The organism is Streptomyces sp. NPDC001204, from assembly GCF_053598035.1.
Genome location: NZ_JBSFJL010000017.1, coordinates 40,768 through 58,290 on the forward strand (window position 1 = coordinate 40,768; position 17,523 = coordinate 58,290).

The 17,523-nt window shown below is 71.4% G+C and carries 19 protein-coding genes and 1 riboswitch; of the genes, 7 read left to right on the top strand and 12 right to left on the bottom strand.

Annotation, left to right across the window (positions count from 1 at the left end; translation table 11 throughout):
* Positions 1-53: 53 nt before the first annotated feature.
* The 4 genes from ACWC91_RS22975 to ACWC91_RS22990 form a co-directional block, all read right to left on the bottom strand.
* Complete coding sequence (locus ACWC91_RS22975; RefSeq protein WP_450643565.1) at positions 54-1,067, bottom strand: ornithine cyclodeaminase family protein; 1,014 nt, start codon at positions 1,065-1,067, stop codon at positions 54-56.
* Positions 1,064-1,981, bottom strand: a complete 918-nt coding sequence (locus ACWC91_RS22980) for an ABC transporter substrate-binding protein (protein ID WP_450643564.1) — start codon at positions 1,979-1,981, stop codon at positions 1,064-1,066. Before ACWC91_RS22980 ends, ACWC91_RS22975 begins: the two co-directional genes overlap by 4 nt.
* A 96-nt stretch (positions 1,982-2,077) precedes the next feature.
* Positions 2,078-2,491: an MFS transporter gene (locus ACWC91_RS22985; RefSeq protein ID WP_450643563.1), complete on the bottom strand. Its 414-nt coding sequence runs from the start codon at positions 2,489-2,491 to the stop codon at positions 2,078-2,080.
* Positions 2,467-3,495: an MFS transporter gene (locus ACWC91_RS22990; protein ID WP_450643562.1), complete on the bottom strand. Its 1,029-nt coding sequence runs from the start codon at positions 3,493-3,495 to the stop codon at positions 2,467-2,469. The genes ACWC91_RS22985 and ACWC91_RS22990 overlap by 25 nt, the downstream gene beginning before the upstream one ends.
* 247 nt (positions 3,496-3,742) lie before the next feature.
* On the opposite strand from ACWC91_RS22990, the gene ACWC91_RS22995 reads away from it, so the two are divergent.
* Positions 3,743-4,417 (top strand): FadR/GntR family transcriptional regulator, encoded by a 675-nt coding sequence (locus ACWC91_RS22995; RefSeq protein ID WP_225079065.1) that lies wholly within the window; start codon positions 3,743-3,745, stop codon positions 4,415-4,417.
* 7 nt (positions 4,418-4,424) lie between these two features.
* Here the strand turns inward: ACWC91_RS22995 and ACWC91_RS23000 are convergent, their stop codons facing one another.
* The 3 genes from ACWC91_RS23000 to ACWC91_RS23010 all read right to left on the bottom strand — a co-directional run bounded on the left by ACWC91_RS23000 (position 4,425) and on the right by ACWC91_RS23010 (position 8,647).
* Complete coding sequence (locus ACWC91_RS23000) at positions 4,425-6,848, bottom strand: SpoIIE family protein phosphatase (protein WP_450643561.1); 2,424 nt, start codon at positions 6,846-6,848, stop codon at positions 4,425-4,427.
* A 235-nt stretch (positions 6,849-7,083) separates the two neighbouring features.
* On the bottom strand, positions 7,084-7,713 hold the full coding sequence (locus tag ACWC91_RS23005; protein ID WP_450643560.1) for a FadR/GntR family transcriptional regulator: 630 nt from the start codon (positions 7,711-7,713) through the stop codon (positions 7,084-7,086).
* Positions 7,714-7,996: 283 nt separating this feature from the next.
* A complete protein-coding gene (locus ACWC91_RS23010) occupies positions 7,997-8,647 on the bottom strand; it encodes a GntR family transcriptional regulator (protein ID WP_281155473.1) in 651 nt (216 codons plus the stop codon).
* 201 nt (positions 8,648-8,848) lie between these two features.
* Between ACWC91_RS23010 and ACWC91_RS23015 the strand changes: the two genes are divergently transcribed.
* Positions 8,849-9,571 carry a lysophospholipid acyltransferase family protein gene (locus tag ACWC91_RS23015; RefSeq protein WP_225079069.1) on the top strand — a complete coding sequence of 241 codons (723 nt, stop codon included), beginning with the start codon at positions 8,849-8,851 and terminating at the stop codon, positions 9,569-9,571.
* Between the two features lie 78 nt (positions 9,572-9,649).
* Here ACWC91_RS23015 and ACWC91_RS23020 read toward each other — a convergent pair whose 3' ends face one another.
* The 3 genes from ACWC91_RS23020 to ACWC91_RS23030 all read right to left on the bottom strand — a co-directional run bounded on the left by ACWC91_RS23020 (position 9,650) and on the right by ACWC91_RS23030 (position 12,243).
* Positions 9,650-11,176 (bottom strand): alpha/beta hydrolase, encoded by a 1,527-nt coding sequence (locus ACWC91_RS23020; protein WP_450643568.1) that lies wholly within the window; start codon positions 11,174-11,176, stop codon positions 9,650-9,652.
* Positions 11,177-11,573: 397 nt separating this feature from the next.
* Positions 11,574-11,852, bottom strand: a complete 279-nt coding sequence (locus ACWC91_RS23025; protein WP_450643559.1) for a type II toxin-antitoxin system Phd/YefM family antitoxin — start codon at positions 11,850-11,852, stop codon at positions 11,574-11,576.
* Between the two features lie 31 nt (positions 11,853-11,883).
* Entirely contained in the window at positions 11,884-12,243 is a 360-nt protein-coding gene (locus ACWC91_RS23030) for an ANTAR domain-containing protein (RefSeq protein ID WP_225079071.1), read from the bottom strand.
* Positions 12,244-12,426: 183 nt separating this feature from the next.
* Here ACWC91_RS23030 and ACWC91_RS23035 point away from each other — a divergent pair, with 183 nt between their 5' ends.
* From ACWC91_RS23035 to ACWC91_RS23045, 3 genes are all read left to right on the top strand, one after another.
* Positions 12,427-13,062: an ATP-dependent Clp protease proteolytic subunit gene (locus tag ACWC91_RS23035; protein WP_281155474.1), complete on the top strand. Its 636-nt coding sequence runs from the start codon at positions 12,427-12,429 to the stop codon at positions 13,060-13,062.
* A gap of 7 nt (positions 13,063-13,069) precedes the next feature.
* The gene (locus ACWC91_RS23040) at positions 13,070-13,378 is read left to right on the top strand and encodes a hypothetical protein (protein WP_225079073.1); all 309 of its coding nucleotides are present in this window, start codon (positions 13,070-13,072) and stop codon (positions 13,376-13,378) included.
* Positions 13,379-13,749: 371 nt separating this feature from the next.
* A riboswitch (cyclic di-AMP (ydaO/yuaA leader) is annotated at positions 13,750-13,931 on the top strand.
* A gap of 3 nt (positions 13,932-13,934) precedes the next feature.
* Positions 13,935-14,408, top strand: a complete 474-nt coding sequence (locus tag ACWC91_RS23045) for a C40 family peptidase (RefSeq protein WP_225079074.1) — start codon at positions 13,935-13,937, stop codon at positions 14,406-14,408.
* 58 nt (positions 14,409-14,466) lie between these two features.
* Here the strand turns inward: ACWC91_RS23045 and ACWC91_RS23050 are convergent, their stop codons facing one another.
* Complete coding sequence (locus tag ACWC91_RS23050; protein ID WP_225079075.1) at positions 14,467-14,922, bottom strand: ATP-binding protein; 456 nt, start codon at positions 14,920-14,922, stop codon at positions 14,467-14,469.
* 227 nt (positions 14,923-15,149) lie between these two features.
* Here ACWC91_RS23050 and ACWC91_RS23055 point away from each other — a divergent pair, with 227 nt between their 5' ends.
* Positions 15,150-16,010 carry a helix-turn-helix domain-containing protein gene (locus tag ACWC91_RS23055; protein ID WP_225079076.1) on the top strand — a complete coding sequence of 287 codons (861 nt, stop codon included), beginning with the start codon at positions 15,150-15,152 and terminating at the stop codon, positions 16,008-16,010.
* Positions 16,011-16,044: 34 nt separating this feature from the next.
* On the top strand, positions 16,045-16,275 hold the full coding sequence (locus ACWC91_RS23060) for a DUF397 domain-containing protein (protein WP_450643558.1): 231 nt from the start codon (positions 16,045-16,047) through the stop codon (positions 16,273-16,275).
* Between the two features lie 53 nt (positions 16,276-16,328).
* Here ACWC91_RS23060 and ACWC91_RS23065 read toward each other — a convergent pair whose 3' ends face one another.
* A complete protein-coding gene (locus ACWC91_RS23065) occupies positions 16,329-17,456 on the bottom strand; it encodes an 8-amino-7-oxononanoate synthase (protein WP_225079078.1) in 1,128 nt (375 codons plus the stop codon).
* Positions 17,457-17,523: the final 67 nt, after the last annotated feature.

Sequence of the window (17,523 nt, forward strand, 5' to 3'; positions counted from 1 at the left end):
AGCGGGCCGGCCGGACTGCGTGGGTGGGTGGGTTCCCGCCGGACCTCAGTCGGTCAGGACAGGTGTACTTCGGTGCCGATGCCGTGGCGCCGGGCGGCGTCGACGACGAGCCGGGCGGCCGCCACGTCCTGGATGCCGACCCCGACCGAGTTGTAGAGCGTGATGTCGTCCGCGGAACGCCGCCCGGGCGCCCTGCCGGTGATGACGTCACCGAGTTCGGTACGGAAGTGCTCCGGGGTGATCGCACCTTCCCGCATCGGGATCAGCACCTCACCGGACTCGTGGGACGACACCGAGAAACTGTCGACCACGACACGGCTGCGGACGATGCCCGCCGTGTCGATCTCCCGGTGATCCGGCCGCGGCGGCGCCCCGACCGCGTTGACGTGCAGGCCCGGACCGAACCACTCCCCCCGCACCACCGGCATGCGCGACGGCGTCAGCGTGCACAGCACCTCCGCCGCGCGCACCACCTGCTCCGGGTCGTCGGCGACCTTGACCGCGTACCCCTGCCCGCGGGCGTGCTCGGCGAACGCCTCGACGGTGGCACGGGTCCGGCTCCACACCAGCACCTGGCCGATGTCCATCACCCGTGCCAGCGCGGCGAGATGGGCACGCGCCTGGGCTCCGGCGCCGATCAGGCCGAGGACGCCCGCACCCTGGCGGGCCAGGTGCCGGGTGGCGACGGCCGACGCCGCCGCCGTGCGCAGCAGCGTGATCGGGGCGCCGTTGAGGATCGCTTCGCAGGTGCCGGTGCCGGGGTCGATGAGTGTGATCACCGACTGCTGGACCGGCAGTCCCCGGCCGGCGTTGGGCGGGGTGTCGGTGAGGAGTTTGACCCCGGCACTGGACAGTGGGTCGACCGCGGCGACCATCGGCACCAGCAGTCCGGCCCCGCCGGGCAGTTCCATCGCGGACCGGTCGGGCTGACGCGCCGTGCCGGTGGACAGGGCCGCGTGGGCCTGCTCGACGACGTGCATCACCTCGCCCAGATCCAGCAGACTCGCGACCTGCGCCCGGTCCAGCACCAGCAGGGGTGCCCGGCCGGTACCCGTCTGGTCCGTCACGGCGTCACCTCGGCGGCGGCCCGCGCGGCGGGGCGGGCGTCGATCAGGTCCGCATACGGGACGGGGGCGTCCAGGAGCCCGTCCTCGGCGAGGATGCGCAGCCACTCGGCGTAGCCGTCCTGGCTGACGCGGATGTCGTCCCAGATGCCGCTCGCGCGCAGGTCGTCGACGACCGGGACCAGGACCTTGGTGTCCAGGGACGGCCACTCGCGGGCCAGCAGGCCGGCCAGCTCGTCGGCATTGTGCGTCTTGAGCCAGTCGATCGAGCGCTGGAGCGCCCGGCAGAAGCGGAAGACGAGTTCGTCGTCGCGGTCCAGGACCGCCCGGGTGGTGTAGTAGACGCTGTTGGGCATCAGCCCGCCCGCCCGGTCGTAGCGGACCGCGGTGTGGGCCAGCCCGCGGTGTTCGAGGAAGGCGGCGTTGACGGCGTCGGTGACCAGCGCGTCCCCCATGCCGCCCAGGAACAGTTCGGTGAGCATCGACCCGGACAGGTCCCGTACGAACCGCACCTTGGACATGTCCACACCGGCCTTGCGCATCAGCCCCGCGGTGTGCACGTACGGCGCGGTGCCGCCCGCACCCGGGGCCAGCACGATCCTGCCCTCCAGGTCCGTCCACTCGAAGTCCGACACCGGCTTCCGCACCACCAGCGCCTTCGGGTTGCGGTGGTTCAGCTGTGCGAACGCCCGGTACTCACGGCCACGCCCGTGGTACATCGCCGGCACCCACAGCCCCCCGAGAACGACCTGGGCCTGCCCCTCCTCCAGATCGGCCAGCACCCGCGTCCAGTCGTCCGGGGCACTACGGGAGAAGTCGATCCCCTCCTCCTCGTAGAAACCGAACTCCCGGGCAACGTACTCGGGCAGGTAGTTCGGCCAGTGCGAAGTGGCCGAGACGTGCAGACGGTCCATCATCTCTCCTTGACATTTCTGACGATGTTTCACATCAGGGTCTCTATGGGGTGTTGCCGGACCGGCCGGGCGGGACGTAGCGCACGGCCGGCAGGCGGGTCAGGCGGCGGCCGGCGAAGAGGCCTCCACGTTGATGTCTTCGAGGGGGCGGCCGTGGGTTTCTGGGGCGAAGCGGACGGCGACGGCCATCACCCCGTACATCGCGGCGGTCAGGACGAAGACCGGGACCACGCCGGCGTGGTCGAGGAGCAGGCCCGCGCCGATGGGCACGAAGGCGCCGGCCACGTTGCCCTGCACGGCGATCATCGAGGTGCCGAAGGCGCGTACCCGGGTCGGGTACAGCTCCGGCGCCCACGCGAACACCGTGCTGTTCAGCAGCAGCACGAAGAACTGGAAGGTGCCGCCGAGCACCAGGACCAGGGCCGGGGTGCCGGCCAGGAAGCCGAAGGCGAGCGCGGCCAGGCAGGCGGCCACGGCGCCGCCGGTCATCACCAGCCGGCGCGGCCAGTGCATGCCGCATACGTCGCCGCCGCCGCGCCGAGGAGACTGCCGACGTTCATCACCATGGTGAAGGTCAGGCTCTCGGTGATGCTGTAGCCCTGGTTGACCAGGATCGTCGGCATCAGCACCAGCACGGTGATCTGCGCACCGAACGTCATCCAGGACACCACCGCCAGCGCGGCCGTGCGCCGCAGCAGCTCGCCCCGGAAGACCTCCCCGAGCCGCACCTTCTCCGCCTTGCCCTCCTGCGTGGCCGGCTGCGTCAGATACGGAACCGTGGGCAGGTCACGGCCCTTCAGCCGGCCCGACGCCAGCCGCGTCAGCACCTGGTTGGCCTCCTCGATCCGCCCGCGGGAAGCCAGGTAGCGGGGCGTCTCGGGCAGATACCGGCGGTAGAACAGCACCAGCACCGCCGGCAGCACCAGCAGCCCGAACATCCACCGCCAGCTGCTGTCCGGACCACCGAAGAAGTTCCCCAGCGGACCGAGCACCACCGCGGCGAAGCCGAACGAGACCACATTGCCGAAACCACCGGCGCCCACGTTCAAGGACGCCACCACCGCGCCCCGGAACCGGGTGGGCACCAGCTCGCTCAGCAGTGTCATCCCCGCCGCGAGCTCACCACCGAGCCCGATCCCCACCACGAAGCGCCCGACCGCCAGCACCGCGTAATTCGGAGCGAGCGCGCAGACCAACGCTCCCGCGCAGTACACGAACAGGTTGAACGCCAGCGCGAACCGGCGCCCCCTCAAGTCACCGATCGCACCGGTGACCACCTTGCCGATGATCATCGCCGAGATCGTGACCGTCTGCAGAAAGGCCAGTTCAGGCGTGGAGATGTGCCAGACGTCCTTCAACGCCGGACCCACCGCGCCCAGCGAGTTCTCCTCCATCACGTCGAAGAACGCGCCGAGCAGAACCATCACCAGGATGAGCTTGTGCGCCCGATTGAAACCGATCGAGTCCAGCGCCCGGCCGACCGCCGAACCCGCTGGAGACGAACTGCCGTCCACCACGTCAACCGCCGCAGCGCCGGTTGAGCGGGTGGACATGTCACCGGAGCCGGAGCCACCGGTGTCAGGAGTGGGGGAATCCGATCTGTGCAATGGAGCCGACCTCCTTCAGAGGACGCTCGGGCTTCAGAGAGGAGCCCAGGCAGGGGACAGCCCGAGAGGACGCGAGGGGTCGGGCTGCCGAGAGGCCGTCTGAAGGCCTCTGGTGACATAATTAGCAGTCATCTGATGACTTGGAGAAGGGGTGGGGATGAAGAAGATTGAGCGAGTCTCTCTGGTCGAGGCAGCGAGCAGGCAGTTGCAGGCGGAGATCGAGAGCGGCCGCTGGGAGGTCGGCCGGCGGCTGCCGTCGGAGGGCGAGCTGGCCGAACGGCTCGGCCTCAGCCGCGTATCGGTGCGTGCCGCCGTCCACGGGCTGGCCCAGATGGGACTGCTCACCACCCGCCAGGGTGACGGCACCTACGTGGCCGCCAGGGACGCGACCGACGTCGCCCTGCGACGCCGGCTCGACGACGCCCACGACGGCGACGTCCTCGAAGTCCGCCGCGGCCTGGACATCCTCGCCGCCGGACTCGCCGCCGCCCGCCGCACCCGGCACGACATCACCGCCCTCGACGACGCGCTCACCCGACGCGCCGCGGCCGGAACCGCAGGCGACGAAGCCGCCTTCGTCACCGCCGACGTCGACTTCCACCTCCACGTCGCCCGCGCGACCCACAACGAACTCCTCGTCGAGCTCTACTCGACCTTCACCAGGGCACTGGCCGACAGCATCCGCGACGACCGCTGCCTGAAGGTCTTCACCCAGGGGCGGGACACCTGGCACAACGCCCTCGCCGCGGCCATCGCCGAAGGCGACGCCGACAAGGCCACCACCGCCTCACTGGCCCTGCTGGAGAACGGCCCGGCGACCCGGGATCGCTGATGCCGCGTCACATCGGGATCATCGAGGAGAACATGAGCTGATCCGGGCCGGGGCTGACCGCCTGTTCGGCCCAGATGGTCTTCCCGCGCCGGCTGTAACGGCTGCCCCAGCGGGTGCTGAGCTGGGCGACGAGGAACAGGCCCCGGCCTCCTTCGTCGGTGGTGTGGGCCCGGCGCAGGCGGGGCTGGGTGTTGCTCGGGTCGCTGACCTCGCAGACCAGGACGTCCTCGTGGATCAGCCGCAGCCCGATGGGGCCGCCGGCGTAGCGGACGGCGTTGGTGACCAGTTCGCTGACGATGAGTTCGGTGCTGAAGGCGATGTCGTCGAGCCCCCACGCGGCCAACTGGCCGGTGGTGGCCACCCGGGCGTCGGACACGCTGGCGGGGTCCGCGGGGAACTCCCAGTCGGCGACGGACTCCGCGGGGACCACGCGGGTGCGGACGAGCAGCAGCGCGATGTCGTCCCTGGGCGGGTGGTCGTCGAGGCCGGCGAGGAGCGCTCGGCCGATCTCGTCCAGCGGCCGGCCGGGACGGCAGTGGGCGGCGAGGCGGTCGGTCAGCCGTCGCAGTCCGGCGTCGGTGTCGCCGTCGTCGCCCTTGATCAGTCCGTCGGTGTACAGGGCGAGGACACTGCCGGGCGCCAGATCGAGCGTGGCGGTCTCGAAGGGCATGCCGCCGACGCCCAGGGGCGGTCCGGGAGAGAGGTCCACGGGTCGGGCAGTGCCGTCGCAGGGGGAGACGACGGGCACCGGATGTCCGGCACTGGCGACGGTGCAGCGGCGGGCGACCGGATCGTAGAGGGTGTACAGGCAGGTGGCGCCGACGGTGTCCCGGTTCTCGGGGGCGGCCTCGCCCGCGAGTCGCTGCACCAGGTCGTCGAGGTGGGTGAGCAGTTCGTCGCAGTCGAGTTCCAGGTCCGCCAGGGTCTGCACGGCGGTGCGCAGCCGGCCCATGGTGGCGGTGGCGTGCAGGCCGTGGCCGATGACGTCGCCGACGACGAACGCGGCCCGCAGCGAGGGCAGCGAGAGGACGTCGAACCAGTCGCCGCTGATCTCCGCTCCGCCGCCCGCGGGCCGGTAGACGCCGATGGTCTCGGCAGCGGGCGTCTCGGTGGTCGCGCGTGGCAGGAGGCGCCTTTGGAGCGCGACGGCGGCACGATGCTCCCGTGTGTAACGGCGGGCGTTGTCGACGCTGAGCGCGGCCCTGGACGCGATCTTCTTCAGCAGGTCCGCCTCGTCCTCTTCGAAGGGCTGCCCCTGTTCGTTGCGGCTGATCCCGACGATGCCGAGCATCGTGCCGCGCGCGAACAGCGGTGCCACGGCGAGCCAGCGCGCGTTCTCCGGCACCAGCAACTCGATCAGGTGCGGCTCGCCGAACATGGCGCTCATCGTCTCGCTGTCGACGACGATGACGTCACCGCGCTGGACCGCGAGCAGGGTGGGCATGTCCGGTTGCCGGGGCGCCGCCGCGCCCTTCTGCAGCAGACGGGAGGGCCACGTCCCGTCGGCCGAGGCGACCGCGACCCGCCGCCAGCTCAGCCAGGCGCCGCCGAGCACATTGGCGGGCTCGTCCCCCTCGATGACGGGGTCCGCCAGCTCCACCCAGGCGAGGTCCCCGAGCGCGGGCACGAGGACGTCGACGAGGTCCTGCGCGGTGCGCACGACGTCCAGTGAGCCACCGATGCGGGTGGAGGCGTCGCGCAGCAGGTCCAGGTGGTCGCGGATCCGCTGCTGCTCGGAGATGTCGGTGACCAGCGTGACGACGCCCGCGGGCTCCCCCCGCGCGTCCTCCAGCCGGAAAGCGGACAGGGAGAGCGTCCGGTGCCGCCCGGGGAGGAGCGGTGAGCGCACGTCCTGTGCCTCCCCGATCAGCGGCGTGCCCGTCTCCAGCACCCGGCGCAGGGCCGCCTCCGCGGCTTCGGCGTTCCTGGCGTTGGCCACCTCCCTCATCTCCACGCCGGCGGCGCCCGGAGGTCCGCCGAGCGTCTCGAGGGTGATGTTGGTCCGTACGAGGGCCAGGTCCGTGTCGCGGAGGGTGACTCCCATCCGGGCCTGGGCGAAGAGCGCGCGCAGCAGGGACAGGCCCTGTTCCCGCTCGGTCGTGTCGGCCGCGGGGGCGGCCAGTGCCAGCAGTTCGGAGGATCCCTCCAGGCGCACGATCCGGAAGGCGACCTCCACGGCACGGCCCGAGCGGTGCCGCAGCCGTGTCCGGCCGGCGGCCGGAAACCCGTCCGCCGCGAGCGCGCAGTGGTGCGGCTCGTCGGGGGCATCGGCGAGAAGTTCCCCGACCGGGCGGCCGCAGACGTGCGCGGCCGGGTGCCCCAGGAGGTCGGCCGCCGCGTGGGACCACCGCACGACGGTCCCGGCTTCGTCGAACACGGCGGCTGCCACGGCGCCGAGGGCAAGGGCGCCGGCGGGGTCGAACCCGTTCATCTCGCTCCTCGCTGGCGGCCGAGCCGCCCGACAGGCTCGTCCCCCATTATCGGCGATTCCGGACAGCCCGCGCCTCCGCTCCCCCGCCCGGCGTCCCTGGTCCGGAACGCGGTCGACGGCCCCGGACGCCTCGCACACGCCCTGGGGCCGGAGCTGCGAGGCCGCCGCCTCTTGCCGCCGTGCCGCAACCGTCCGGGGGCCGCCGGGAGCCGCCCTCAGACCGCCGCCGCGGCGCTCACACGTCCCCTTCGTCGCCGCCTTCGAGGATCGCCAGCGCCGCGCTGGTCGCGGCGACCGGATCGCCGGCGCTCACCGCCTCGAACAGAGCGCTGTGGAACAGGTCCTCGCCGGCCTCGTCCATGCACCGGCCGGCCTTGACGGTCTCCCGCAGGGCGTCGCTCATGTTCCGGTACAGGTCCCCGAGCAGCGGGTTGTGCGCGGCCTCCGCGACACACAGGTGGAAGTCGACGTCGGCGTCGGTGAACGCATCCAGGTCGGTGGCCAGCCCCGCGGCGGTGCGCCGGTCCATGGCCTGGCGGAGCGCCGTGAGGTCCTCCTCGGTGCGCGCGGTGGCGGCCAGCCGGGCCGCGACGATGTCCAGGCCGCGCCGCACGTCGAGGATGTCGTCGGCCGTCACCCCGCCGAGGTGACGGCGGAGCGCGACCTGTCCCTCGTCGGTGGCGGTCACGTAGGTGCCGGCCCCCTGGCGGGTGCTCAGCAGTCCGGAGTGCACCAGCACACGGACGGCTTCGCGGACCGAGAGCCGGCTCACGCCGAGAGACTCGGCCAGCTGGCCCTCCGGAGGGATCCGTTCGCCGACCCGCCACACGCCCCGGGCGATCTCCGCGCGTAGCTCACTGATCACGGTATCGACGATCGATACGCGCCCCACCGTTTCCATCCGACCCTCTTCTCGGTCATCTGACGACGTCAGAAGCCTAGGAATCCCCAGAGCCCAGGTCCAGCCCTCGGCCCTGCCGCCGGGGGTCTTCCGGCCACGCACACGTCTTCCGGCCACCCACGTGTCCTCCGGCGTGTCTTCCGACCCGGGGCCGGGCCGCCGCAGCCCCCGCCGGCCGGCTCGTCGAGGACTCCGGGAAGAAGCACCGGTTCCCGTCCGTCCGGCCGCCGCCGAGCGCGTCCTCCAGCTATCCCGGCAACTGCCTGCGATGGGACGCGGCCACGTCGCGGCTGGTGGCCAGGTGCTTCATGACCAGGTCCTCGACCCTCGGCACGTCCCGGTCCTCGATCGCCTCGTAGAGCGCCTCGTGCTCCTTCGCGACGGTCAGCAGGTCGTCGTGCTGGGCCAGCAGCCAGCGCATACGGCTGCGGAGAGTGGACCCCAGCTCGTTCAGAAGCTCGTTGGCGGCCATCGACGTCACGGTCTCGTGGAAGTCGGCCGCGGCGCGCCGGGCCTTGACGGCGTCCCCCTCGCGCGCGGCTTCGAGCTCGGAGTCCAGGTCCGCGCGCAGCTTCTCCAGGCCGGCGCGGTTGCGCCGCTGAGCCGCGAGCCGGAACGTCAGCGTCTCCAGGGCGCAGCGGACCTCGTCGAGGTCGGAGATGTCGGTGGAGGTGAACTCGCGCACGACGGCCCATGTACGCGGGCGCGGTGTGACCAGGCCCTCCGCCACCAGCGCCCTCAGAGCCTCGCGGACCGGGAGTCTGCTCACCCCGAGTTCGGCGGCGAGCTCCCGTTCGACGAGTTTGCTGCCGGGCTGACGGTCACCGTCGAGGATCTGGTCGCGCAACTGTCGCGTGACGCGTTCGGACTCGGACTCAAAACCCTCGGACCCTGGCATGGGCCTCATTCTCGCAGGTCCGCGCCACCCGTCTGCCGCATACCGGTACGTCCGTCCGGCACGGGGGCGACGGGTCAGCATGAGCACGGCCGAAGGCGGTTACAGATGACTACTGACGCACGTGGACCAATTCCGGGATCCTGCCCTTTACCTGGCAAAACACCGGTCTGAAGCCGAGCTGGTCGGAGTGAGGGGCGAACCGTGTTCTACTACCTGCTCAAATACGTTCTGCTGGGACCGCTGCTCAGATTGGTCTTCCGGCCACGTATCGAGGGGCTGGAGCACGTGCCGGCCTCGGGAGCGGCCATCGTCGCGGGCAACCATCTGTCGTTCTCGGACCACTTCGTGATGCCGGCGATCCTCAAACGGCGGATCACCTTCCTGGCCAAGGCCGAGTACTTCACGGGACCGGGCATCAAGGGCCGGCTCACCGCGGCCTTCTTCCGCAGCGCGGGGCAGATCCCGGTGGACCGCTCGGGCAAGGAGGCCGGGCAGTCCGCGATCCGGGAGGGGCTCGGGGTGCTGAGCAAGGGCGAGTTGCTCGGCATCTACCCGGAGGGCACCCGGTCGCACGACGGCCGCCTGTACAAGGGCAAGGTCGGCGTCGCGGTCATGGCGCTCAGGGCCGGGGTGCCGGTCGTCCCGTGCGCGATGATCGGCACGTTCGAGGCCCAGCCGCCCGGGAAGGTCGTCCCGCGCCCGCACCCGATCGAGATCCGCTTCGGCGAGCCGCTGGACTTCTCCCGCTACGCGGGCATGGAGAACGAGAAGGCGATCCTGCGCGCCGCCACCGACGAGATCATGTACGCCATCCTGTCGCTGTCCGGGCAGGAGTACGTCGACCAGTACGCGGCCGTGGCCAAGGCGGAGCAGGCCGAGGCGAAGGGCGACAGGCGCAGGTTCCCGCGCGCACCGCTCACCTGACGCCGCGGGGCACGCCGTGCGCGAGAGAGGGGCGGCCGGGCATCCCGGCCGCCCCTCGTCGTCACCTTCCGCCGGTCGCTACGCCTTCGGCGTGGCGTGCGGCGCGCAGGTCACGTCCGCCGCGTCGGTCCTGCCGGTGAGCAGGTAGGTGTCCACCCGGTCGTTGATGCACGGGTTGGCCAGGCCGGTGACGCCGTGGGAGCCCGCGTCCTTCTCGGTGATGAGACGGGAGCCCTTGAAGCGCTTGTGCAGCTCGACGGCGCCCGCGTACGGGGTGGCGGCGTCCCGCGTGGACTGCACGATCAGCACCTGCGGCAGGCCCTTGCCGGTCTTCACGTCCACCGGGTTCTGCTGCTTGACCGGCCACGTGGCGCACGGCAGGTTCATCCACGCGTTGGCCCACGTCATGAACGGGGCGGTCTTGTGGAGCCTCGTGTTGTCCCGGTCCCACGTCTGCCAGTTGGTGGGCCACTTGGCGTCGGTGCACTCCACGGCGGTGTAGACGGCGTTGCCGTTCTCCGAGGAGATGTTGCCCGCGATGTCGGACATGTCCGGGGCGGCGGCGTCGATCAGCGCCTGGGTGTCACCGGCGACGTACTTGCTGAACACCCTCGCCACCGGCGCCCACGACGAGTCGTAGTAGGGCGCGCTCTGGAAGAAGGAGATCAGCTCGTTGGGGCCGACGACCCCGCCGATGGGGCTCTTCTTGGCGGCGGCGCGCAGCTTCAGCCACTGCCCCTGGACGGCGTCGCGGGTGGCGCCCAGGTGGTAGGTGGCGTCGTTCGCGGCGACCCAGTCCTGCCAGTCCTTCCAGCGGCCCTCGAAGGCGACGTCCTGGTTCAGGTTGGCCTGGTACCAGATGTTCTCGCGCGCCGGGTTGACGACGCTGTCGACGACCATCCGGCGCACGTGGCCCGGGAACATCGTGCCGTAGACGGCGCCGAGGTAGGTGCCGTAGGAGACACCGAGGAAGTTGAGCTTCTGCTCGCCGAGCGCGGCGCGGATGACGTCCAGGTCGCGGACCGTGTTCGCGGTGGTCATCTGCTGGAGCATGGCGCGGCCGGTGCGCTCGTAGCAGCCCTGCGCGTACTCGCGGGCCAGCTTGCGCTGGATGCTCTTGTCGGCCTCGGAGTCCGGCACCGGGTCCAGCTTGGACCCCTCTGCGAACTTCTGCGGGTCCGCGCAGGAGATGGGCGCCGAGTGGCCGACGCCGCGCGGGTCGAAGCCGACGAAGTCGTAGGCCTTCGCCACGTTGGCCCAGATGGCGTTCTTGTTGGTGACCCGGGTCGGGAAGCGCAGGCCCGAACCGCCGGGGCCGCCCGGGTTGTAGACGAGGGCGCCCTGGCGCTCCTCCTTGGTGCCGGTGTTGCCGATACGGTCGACGGCGAGCTTGATCTGCTTGCCGTACGGGTCGGCGTAGTCGAGCGGCACCGAGACGTAACCGCACTGGATGGGCTTGACCAGCCCCCAGTCGGCGGGGCAGTCCTGCCAGTCGACGCCGGCCTTCGCGGCACGCTCCGCGGCGATCGCCGCGCCACGCGTCTCGCGGTCCTGGCCCTGGCCGTTGTTCGCGCCGGCCGCGGGCGTCGCCACGGCACCGGCCATCAGGGTCGCCGTGACCAGCGCGCCGGCCGAACCGAGCGCCAGCGCACGGCTCTTGGGTCTCACGTCCCTCAAGTGGGACCTCCCCGTACATCGTTGCGAATTGTGTACGGGGATCCTTGCGGCTGTGAGGTCCCTGAGAACAGGGGGCGTTGACCTTCTTTGCCAATCCGATAAGCGGCGCGACGTGTCCCGCTGAGCGGAGTTCCGAGGGGCTCGGCAACGGCCCGGGGCCCTGGGGCTGTTCGCCGCTCACCCGGCCGCCGGAGCGTGCCGCCTTGGGGCGTGACGGCACAGCGGGGCCCCTCGCGACCCTCTCGGTAAATTCAACTGCCCCGCCGGGCAGTGCAGTTCAGACCCGCCGACGACGCGGGACGCGCGCCGCCCCGGGCCTCACCCGCTAGCGGACCTCCGGCCCTCGATGGTCCGCCGTGATGCCGAAGCGCTGCTGCTCACGAGGGGCGGACGGGGCGTCGCGGACCTGCGAGACGGCACCGACCACCGGGTCCCCGGCAGGCTCCGCGAGCTGCTCGAGTCGTTCCAGATCGGCGGCGGAGACCAGGGCGACGAGCGGCTTGCCGTGCCGCGTGACGACCACGCGCTCACCGCCGTACACCACCCGGTTGATCAGGTCGGCGAGTTCAGCCCTGGCTTGCGTCACCGGAATCTCGTAGGCCATACCCCCACCTTACGGGGCGTTCGCGCCGGTCTCAGGGCTGCGACCGCCCGCCGGAGAAGCCTGCGGAGTACCGCCCCAGCGCCCGCCTCAGCTGCTCCAGCTCGATGTCGGGCGGAGCACCGCCCTGCGCGAACTTCAGCACGTGCTCGGCCACCGTGCGCAGCTTGGTGTTCGACCGCTGGGAGACCTCCCGCAGGACCTGCCAGGCGTCCTCGGGCGGGATCCGCCCGAAGGTCACCACGGCGCCGATCGCCTGGTCGATCACGGCGTGCGAGGTCAGGGCCCGCTGGAGCTGATCGATCTCCCGGTGCAGCCGCTCACGCTCCAGCACCAGATCTGCGGCGGAGAGCGGCGGGAGAGGGTGCCGCTCGGACATCGCGAAGAACACCATGGCCAGTCCCCTGGGTCGTCGAGCCGCCGTGCTTCCAGCTTCACCCCGCAGGAGGCCGTGCACGACCCGGGACCGTTCCCGCATCCGGCCCGGGGAAGCCCTCCGCGACTTATGTACGTCCTGTACGTTTTTAACAGAGGCCGCTCCAACCGGAGCCGGCGCTGCCGCATGGAGGGGTGTGCCATGACGCGACCGTCCGCCCGCTACGTCCTGCCGGAGTTCACCGAGATCACCAGCGTCGGCCGGCGCTCCCTTGATCCGTACGCGAAACTGCTCGAGGAGCGGATCGTCCTCCTCGGCACACCGATCGACGACACCGCGGCGAACGACGTGATCGCGCAGTTCGTCCACCTGGAGCACCGGACGCCCGAAAGGGACATCTCGCTCTGCATCAACTCCCCGGGCGGCTCGTTCAGCGCGACGCCGGCCGTCCACGACACGATGCGGTACGTGTGCTGCGACGTGGAGACGATCTGCCTGGGCCAGGCCGTCGCGTCCGCGGCGGTGCTGCTGGCCGCGGGCACCCCGGGCAAACGGTACGCACTGCCGGGCGCCCGCGTCATCCTGCGACAGCCGTCACTGCCCGAGCCGGTCGAGGGCCAGGCGTCCGACCTGGCGATCCAGGCGGACGAGCTGACACGGATGCGCGCCCGCCTGGAGGAGCTGCTCGCGCTGAGCACCGGGCGGTCCGCGCGGCAGGTGCGGACCGACCTGGCGCGGGAGCAGGTGCTGGACGCACAAGAGGCCCTGAAATATGGCCTGATTGACCGAATCATCCAGAACCGCGGGGCCACGCGCACCGCGCCGGACGCGGAGTGAGCCGCCGATGCCGCCGCCCGAGCCGCCACCCCTGCCGGCGCCGACCCGCGCCGAGGCGGAGCTGATCGACCAATACCTGGAGGCGGCCGACCTGCTGGGCCGCGTCAACCCGGGACGGCCCGGAGACACCTGCCGGGCCCTGAGGGCCGCCCAGGCGCTCGCCGGCAGGGCGGTGGAGCTGCGCGACGCCCTGGCGCTGGTGCACCGGCGGGACGAGACCGAGCTGCACACGGACGTTCTGGCCCGGGCCCTGCGGGTGCTGGACGGCGAGCGGCGCACGGCCCGTGTCACCCTTCCCCCCGACTGCGGAAGTTGACGTCGTCCACAGCCGCGGCCTTGGCGGGTGAAGGGACCCTTCTGTCTGGACACGGGGTGAAATCACCCCGAATGACCGACCGCCTTTCGGTGTAGGTTCAACTCCCTTTTCGAGACCGCCGCAGTCGCCCAACACGCCTCCCCGAATGGCGGAATGAGGTGCTCCGGTGCTGGTCCGGGGGTCGTCGCGGGCGGGGGCAGCCGTTCGATCGCGAGGGTGTCCACCCGAACGGGCGCGTGGTGAGTAACAACACAAACACGCGGTTCCATTGGGATTTTCGGACATCCGTAGGTGAAGATCCCTGTCTGACGACAAGCCCCCGCCACAACGGCGGGGCGGTCCGGGCGGACGCCGAGTCCTGCCGCCGCCAGGATGACCGGTCGACAGAAGTGGATCGGCAGGAGTGGAGGACCCAAGCACGACGGGTCGCCGGAACGGTCACGCCATGGCCGGTCCGAGCAGCCCTTGGGGTGAAGCCGCGACAACGCGGCCGGGCAACTTCGCCAGCCCGAATCCGACAGGTCATCCTTCACAGGCGGCTGACGAAGGGTTGCGCATGACTGCGCTCAATCGTGTCCCGTCGCTGATGGCCCGGGCCGGCACGGCCTCGGCCCTGACCCTGGCCGCCGTGGGCGGCTCGATCGTGGTCCCGGGTGTGGCCTCCGAGGCCTCGGCCGTGACGACCGCGAACACGGCACTGCGGATCGCGGCGTCCAAGCAGGGGTCGCCCTACCAGTGGGGCGCCACGGGGCCGCGGAGGTTCGACTGCTCCGGGCTCACGCTGTACTCGTTCAAGAGGGCGGGCAAGAAGCTCCCCCGCACGGCCGCACAGCAGTACAACAACAGCCGGCACATCTCCGCGAGCAGCCGCCGAGCCGGGGACCTGGTGTTCTTCCACTCGGGCTCGCACGTCTACCACGTGGGCATCTACGCCGGGAAGGGCAAGATCTGGCACGCTCCGAAGACCGGGGACGTGGTGAAGCTCCAGAAGATCTGGACGAAGAGCGTCTGGTACGGCCGGGTCAGCTGACCCGGCCGCAGTGCGGTGCCGTGCGGTGGCGGAGCTTCGACGTCGTCACCGCACGTTCCTACGGTTCCTGACCCGCGGCAGTCACCGGGCGGGCGGGAACCGTCCACGGAAGTTCGATGCAGACCGTCTTGCCGCCCTCCCGCGTCGGCCGCACGGTCAGTCTGCCGCCGCACTCGGCGGTGAGCCACCGGATGATCACCATGCCCCGGCCGTTGTCCTGCTGGACGGCGGCCGGCAGGCGTTTCGGGAACCGGGGGTGGCTGTCGGTGACCCCGATGCGCAGTCGTTCGTCACGCACGAGGACGAGGTCCACCGTGAAGGTGGGTGACTGCCCCAAAGTGTGCTGTACGGCGTTGGTGGCGAGTTCGGACACGATGAGCCGGACCGTCTCGGCGGTGTCCGCGGACGGCGGCAGGCCCCACTCCGCGAGCGTGCCGGCCACATAGGCACGGGCCGCGCAGACCGAGGCGGGATCGCTCGGCAGAGTGACGGATGCTTCCAGATGGTCTGCCATGGCGATGTCGTCCCTTTCCCACGGGGCCGGAGTCCGACACTTGGCGGATGGTTCGAGTACGGTCCCGCACTGGTGCTTCGCCGTCAGACTGCCATCACCTCTCCGGTCTCGGTGGCGATCCACCGAGATATGCATATATCTGTCGCTCGATGCGGTGAACTCTGCGACGGCAGACCGTATCCGGAGCGGGTCGCGTGGAGCGTTCAGAGGGAGCGAGGGAGTAGCCCATGCAGCACGGTCCCGAGGTGCGCCGCCGGAAGCTGGGCGCCGAACTGCGCGCGCTGCGCACCGGCGCGGGTCTCACCAGCGGTGAGGCGGCCCGCCTGGTCGGCTGGCACCAGTCGAAGGTCAGCCGGATCGAGACCGGCACCAGCGGGGTGAAACCGGCCGACGTGCGCTCGCTCCTGGACGCGTACGCGGTCCACGACGCCCAGCTGCGCGAGCTGCTCCTGGTGCTCGCGGGGCTGGACGACGGCGGCGACCGGCACCACTGGTGGCACGCCTATCGCGGAGTGCTGCCGCCGACCTACCGGGACTTCATCAGCCTGGAGTCGCAGGCGAGCGGGATGCGCACCCTGGAGACCTCGGTCGTCCCCGGACTGCTCCAGACACCCGAGTACGCCCGCGCGGTCACCCGGGCCGCCGTGGACGGGCTGGACGAGGACCGGCTGGACGCGCTGGTGGAGGTGCGGCTGGCCCGCCAGGACGTGCTGCGCTCGCGACCGCCGCTGGAGCTGGACGCGGTGCTGGACGAGGCGGTGCTGCGCAGGGAGGTGGGCGGGCCCGAGGTCATGAGGCGGCAGCTGGAGCGGCTGACGGAGGCGGCCCGGCTGCCCCAAGTACGGCTCCAGGTGTTGCCGTTCGCCGCCGGCGCGCACATCGGGATCACCGGCCCTTTCGTTATCTTCTCGTTTTCGAACGCTTCCGATCTGAACGTGGTGGTTCTCGACCACTTGACGAGTAGCCTCCACCTCGAGCGGAAAGAAGACCTAGAGGCCTACGCCGAGGCCTTCGACACCCTGCGGATCCACGCCCTCTCTCCCGAGGACTCGTTGGACTTCATCGCCGGGATACGCCAGACCCCCTGACGGCGCACAACCGCGTACCGCGTAAGGAGGCCCCATGTCCACTCCGCCTCGGCACGTACCTTCCAGTACCGATCTGCACGGCGTGCACTGGCTGCGCAGCAGCTACAGCACGGGAGCCAACAACTGCGTCGAGACGGCCCGGCCCGCCACGGGACCGTGGGCCGGGCTGCTCGCCGTGCGCGACTCCAAGACCCCGGCCGGGCCCGCGCTGCTCTTCTCCCCCGCGAGCTGGGCAGTCTTCACGGCCGCGGCACACCGCACCTGACGGACAATCCAGTCATATCCACACCCGGTGGCGCCCGGCCGTGTCACGCCGACTCATGGTCGTGTTCCACCGATCACCCCTACAGCGTGTTCGATCTGCGCCCCGGAGAGGTCCGCGCGGGCGGTCAGCCGCAGCCGTGAGATGCCGTCGGGCACGGAAGGAGGACGGAAGCAGCCCACGGCCAGCCCGGCCGCCCGGCAGTCGGCCGCCCATCGCACGGCCCGCTCCGGGGACGGAGCGCGCACCGAGACCACCGCGGCGTCCGGACGTACCGCCTCCAGGCCCGCGGCGGTCAGGCGTGCGTGGAGTTCGGCCGCCACCGCACGCGCGCGTGCCGCCCGCTCCGGCTCGCGGCGCAGCAGTCGCAGCGCCACGAGGGCGGCACCCGCGGCCGCGGGCGCGAGACCGGTGTCGAAGATGAACGTCCGGGCCGCGTTGACCAGGTGGTCGATCACCCGCGCGGGCCCGAGGACGACTCCGCCCTGACTGCCGAGCGACTTCGACAGCGTGGCCGTGACGACCACGTCGTCGGCGCCCGCCAGCCCGGCCGCGTGCGCGGCGCCGCGGCCGCCCTCGCCCAGGACGCCCAGCCCGTGGGCGTCGTCGACGACGAGACCGGCGCCGTGCTCCCGGCAGACCGCGGCGAACTCCGCCAGCGGGGCCGCGTCACCGTCGACCGAGAACACCGTGTCCGACACGAGCACGGCCGGGCCCTCGTGCGTTCCGAGGGCCTTGCGCACGGCGTCCGGGTCGGCGTGCGCGACGACCTGTGTCGTGCCCCGGGCCAGCCGGCAGCCGTCGATGAGCGAGGCGTGGTTGCCCGCGTCGGAGACGACGAGCGAGCCGTGCGGCGCGAGCGCGGTGACCGCGGCCAGGTTCGCTGCGTATCCGGAGGAGAAGACCAGCGCAGCCTCGAAGCCGCAGAATCCGGCCAGTTCGCGCTCCAGTTCGGCATGGAGTTCGGTGGTGCCGGTGACCAGCCGGGAGCCGGTGGAGCCGCCGCCCCAGGTACGCGCCGCGGCCGCGGCCCCCTCGGTCACCTCCGGATGGCGGGCCAGCCCCAGGTAGTCGTTGCCCGCGAGGTCGAGCAGCGGTGAGTCGGCGGGGCGGGGCCGCAGGGTCCGTACGAGTCCGGCCCGGCGGCGTGCGTCCACCTGCTCCTCGATCCAGCCGAACGCCATGGGTCCTCCGGGGCTTTTGTAGGCAGTGGACAGACCCTAGCGGCAGGGCCGGCCGCCCATGATGTGG

Coding starts and splice junctions, on each gene's coding strand:
- ACWC91_RS23060 (WP_450643558.1), top strand. CDS start 16,045: ATGTCCACTCCGCCTCGGCACGTACCTTCCAGTACCGATCTGCACGGC.
- ACWC91_RS23050 (WP_225079075.1), bottom strand. CDS start 14,922: ATGGCAGACCATCTGGAAGCATCCGTCACTCTGCCGAGCGATCCCGCC.
- ACWC91_RS23065 (WP_225079078.1), bottom strand. CDS start 17,456: ATGGCGTTCGGCTGGATCGAGGAGCAGGTGGACGCACGCCGCCGGGCC.
- ACWC91_RS23025 (WP_450643559.1), bottom strand. CDS start 11,852: ATGGCCTACGAGATTCCGGTGACGCAAGCCAGGGCTGAACTCGCCGAC.
- ACWC91_RS23000 (WP_450643561.1), bottom strand. CDS start 6,848: ATGAACGGGTTCGACCCCGCCGGCGCCCTTGCCCTCGGCGCCGTGGCA.
- ACWC91_RS23030 (WP_225079071.1), bottom strand. CDS start 12,243: ATGGTGTTCTTCGCGATGTCCGAGCGGCACCCTCTCCCGCCGCTCTCC.
- ACWC91_RS22980 (WP_450643564.1), bottom strand. CDS start 1,981: ATGATGGACCGTCTGCACGTCTCGGCCACTTCGCACTGGCCGAACTAC.
- ACWC91_RS23045 (WP_225079074.1), top strand. CDS start 13,935: ATGACTGCGCTCAATCGTGTCCCGTCGCTGATGGCCCGGGCCGGCACG.
- ACWC91_RS23010 (WP_281155473.1), bottom strand. CDS start 8,647: ATGCCAGGGTCCGAGGGTTTTGAGTCCGAGTCCGAACGCGTCACGCGA.
- ACWC91_RS22985 (WP_450643563.1), bottom strand. CDS start 2,491: ATGCACTGGCCGCGCCGGCTGGTGATGACCGGCGGCGCCGTGGCCGCC.
- ACWC91_RS23020 (WP_450643568.1), bottom strand. CDS start 11,176: ATGGCCGGTGCCGTGGCGACGCCCGCGGCCGGCGCGAACAACGGCCAG.
- ACWC91_RS23040 (WP_225079073.1), top strand. CDS start 13,070: ATGCCGCCGCCCGAGCCGCCACCCCTGCCGGCGCCGACCCGCGCCGAG.
- ACWC91_RS23035 (WP_281155474.1), top strand. CDS start 12,427: ATGACGCGACCGTCCGCCCGCTACGTCCTGCCGGAGTTCACCGAGATC.
- ACWC91_RS22995 (WP_225079065.1), top strand. CDS start 3,743: ATGAAGAAGATTGAGCGAGTCTCTCTGGTCGAGGCAGCGAGCAGGCAG.
- ACWC91_RS23055 (WP_225079076.1), top strand. CDS start 15,150: ATGCAGCACGGTCCCGAGGTGCGCCGCCGGAAGCTGGGCGCCGAACTG.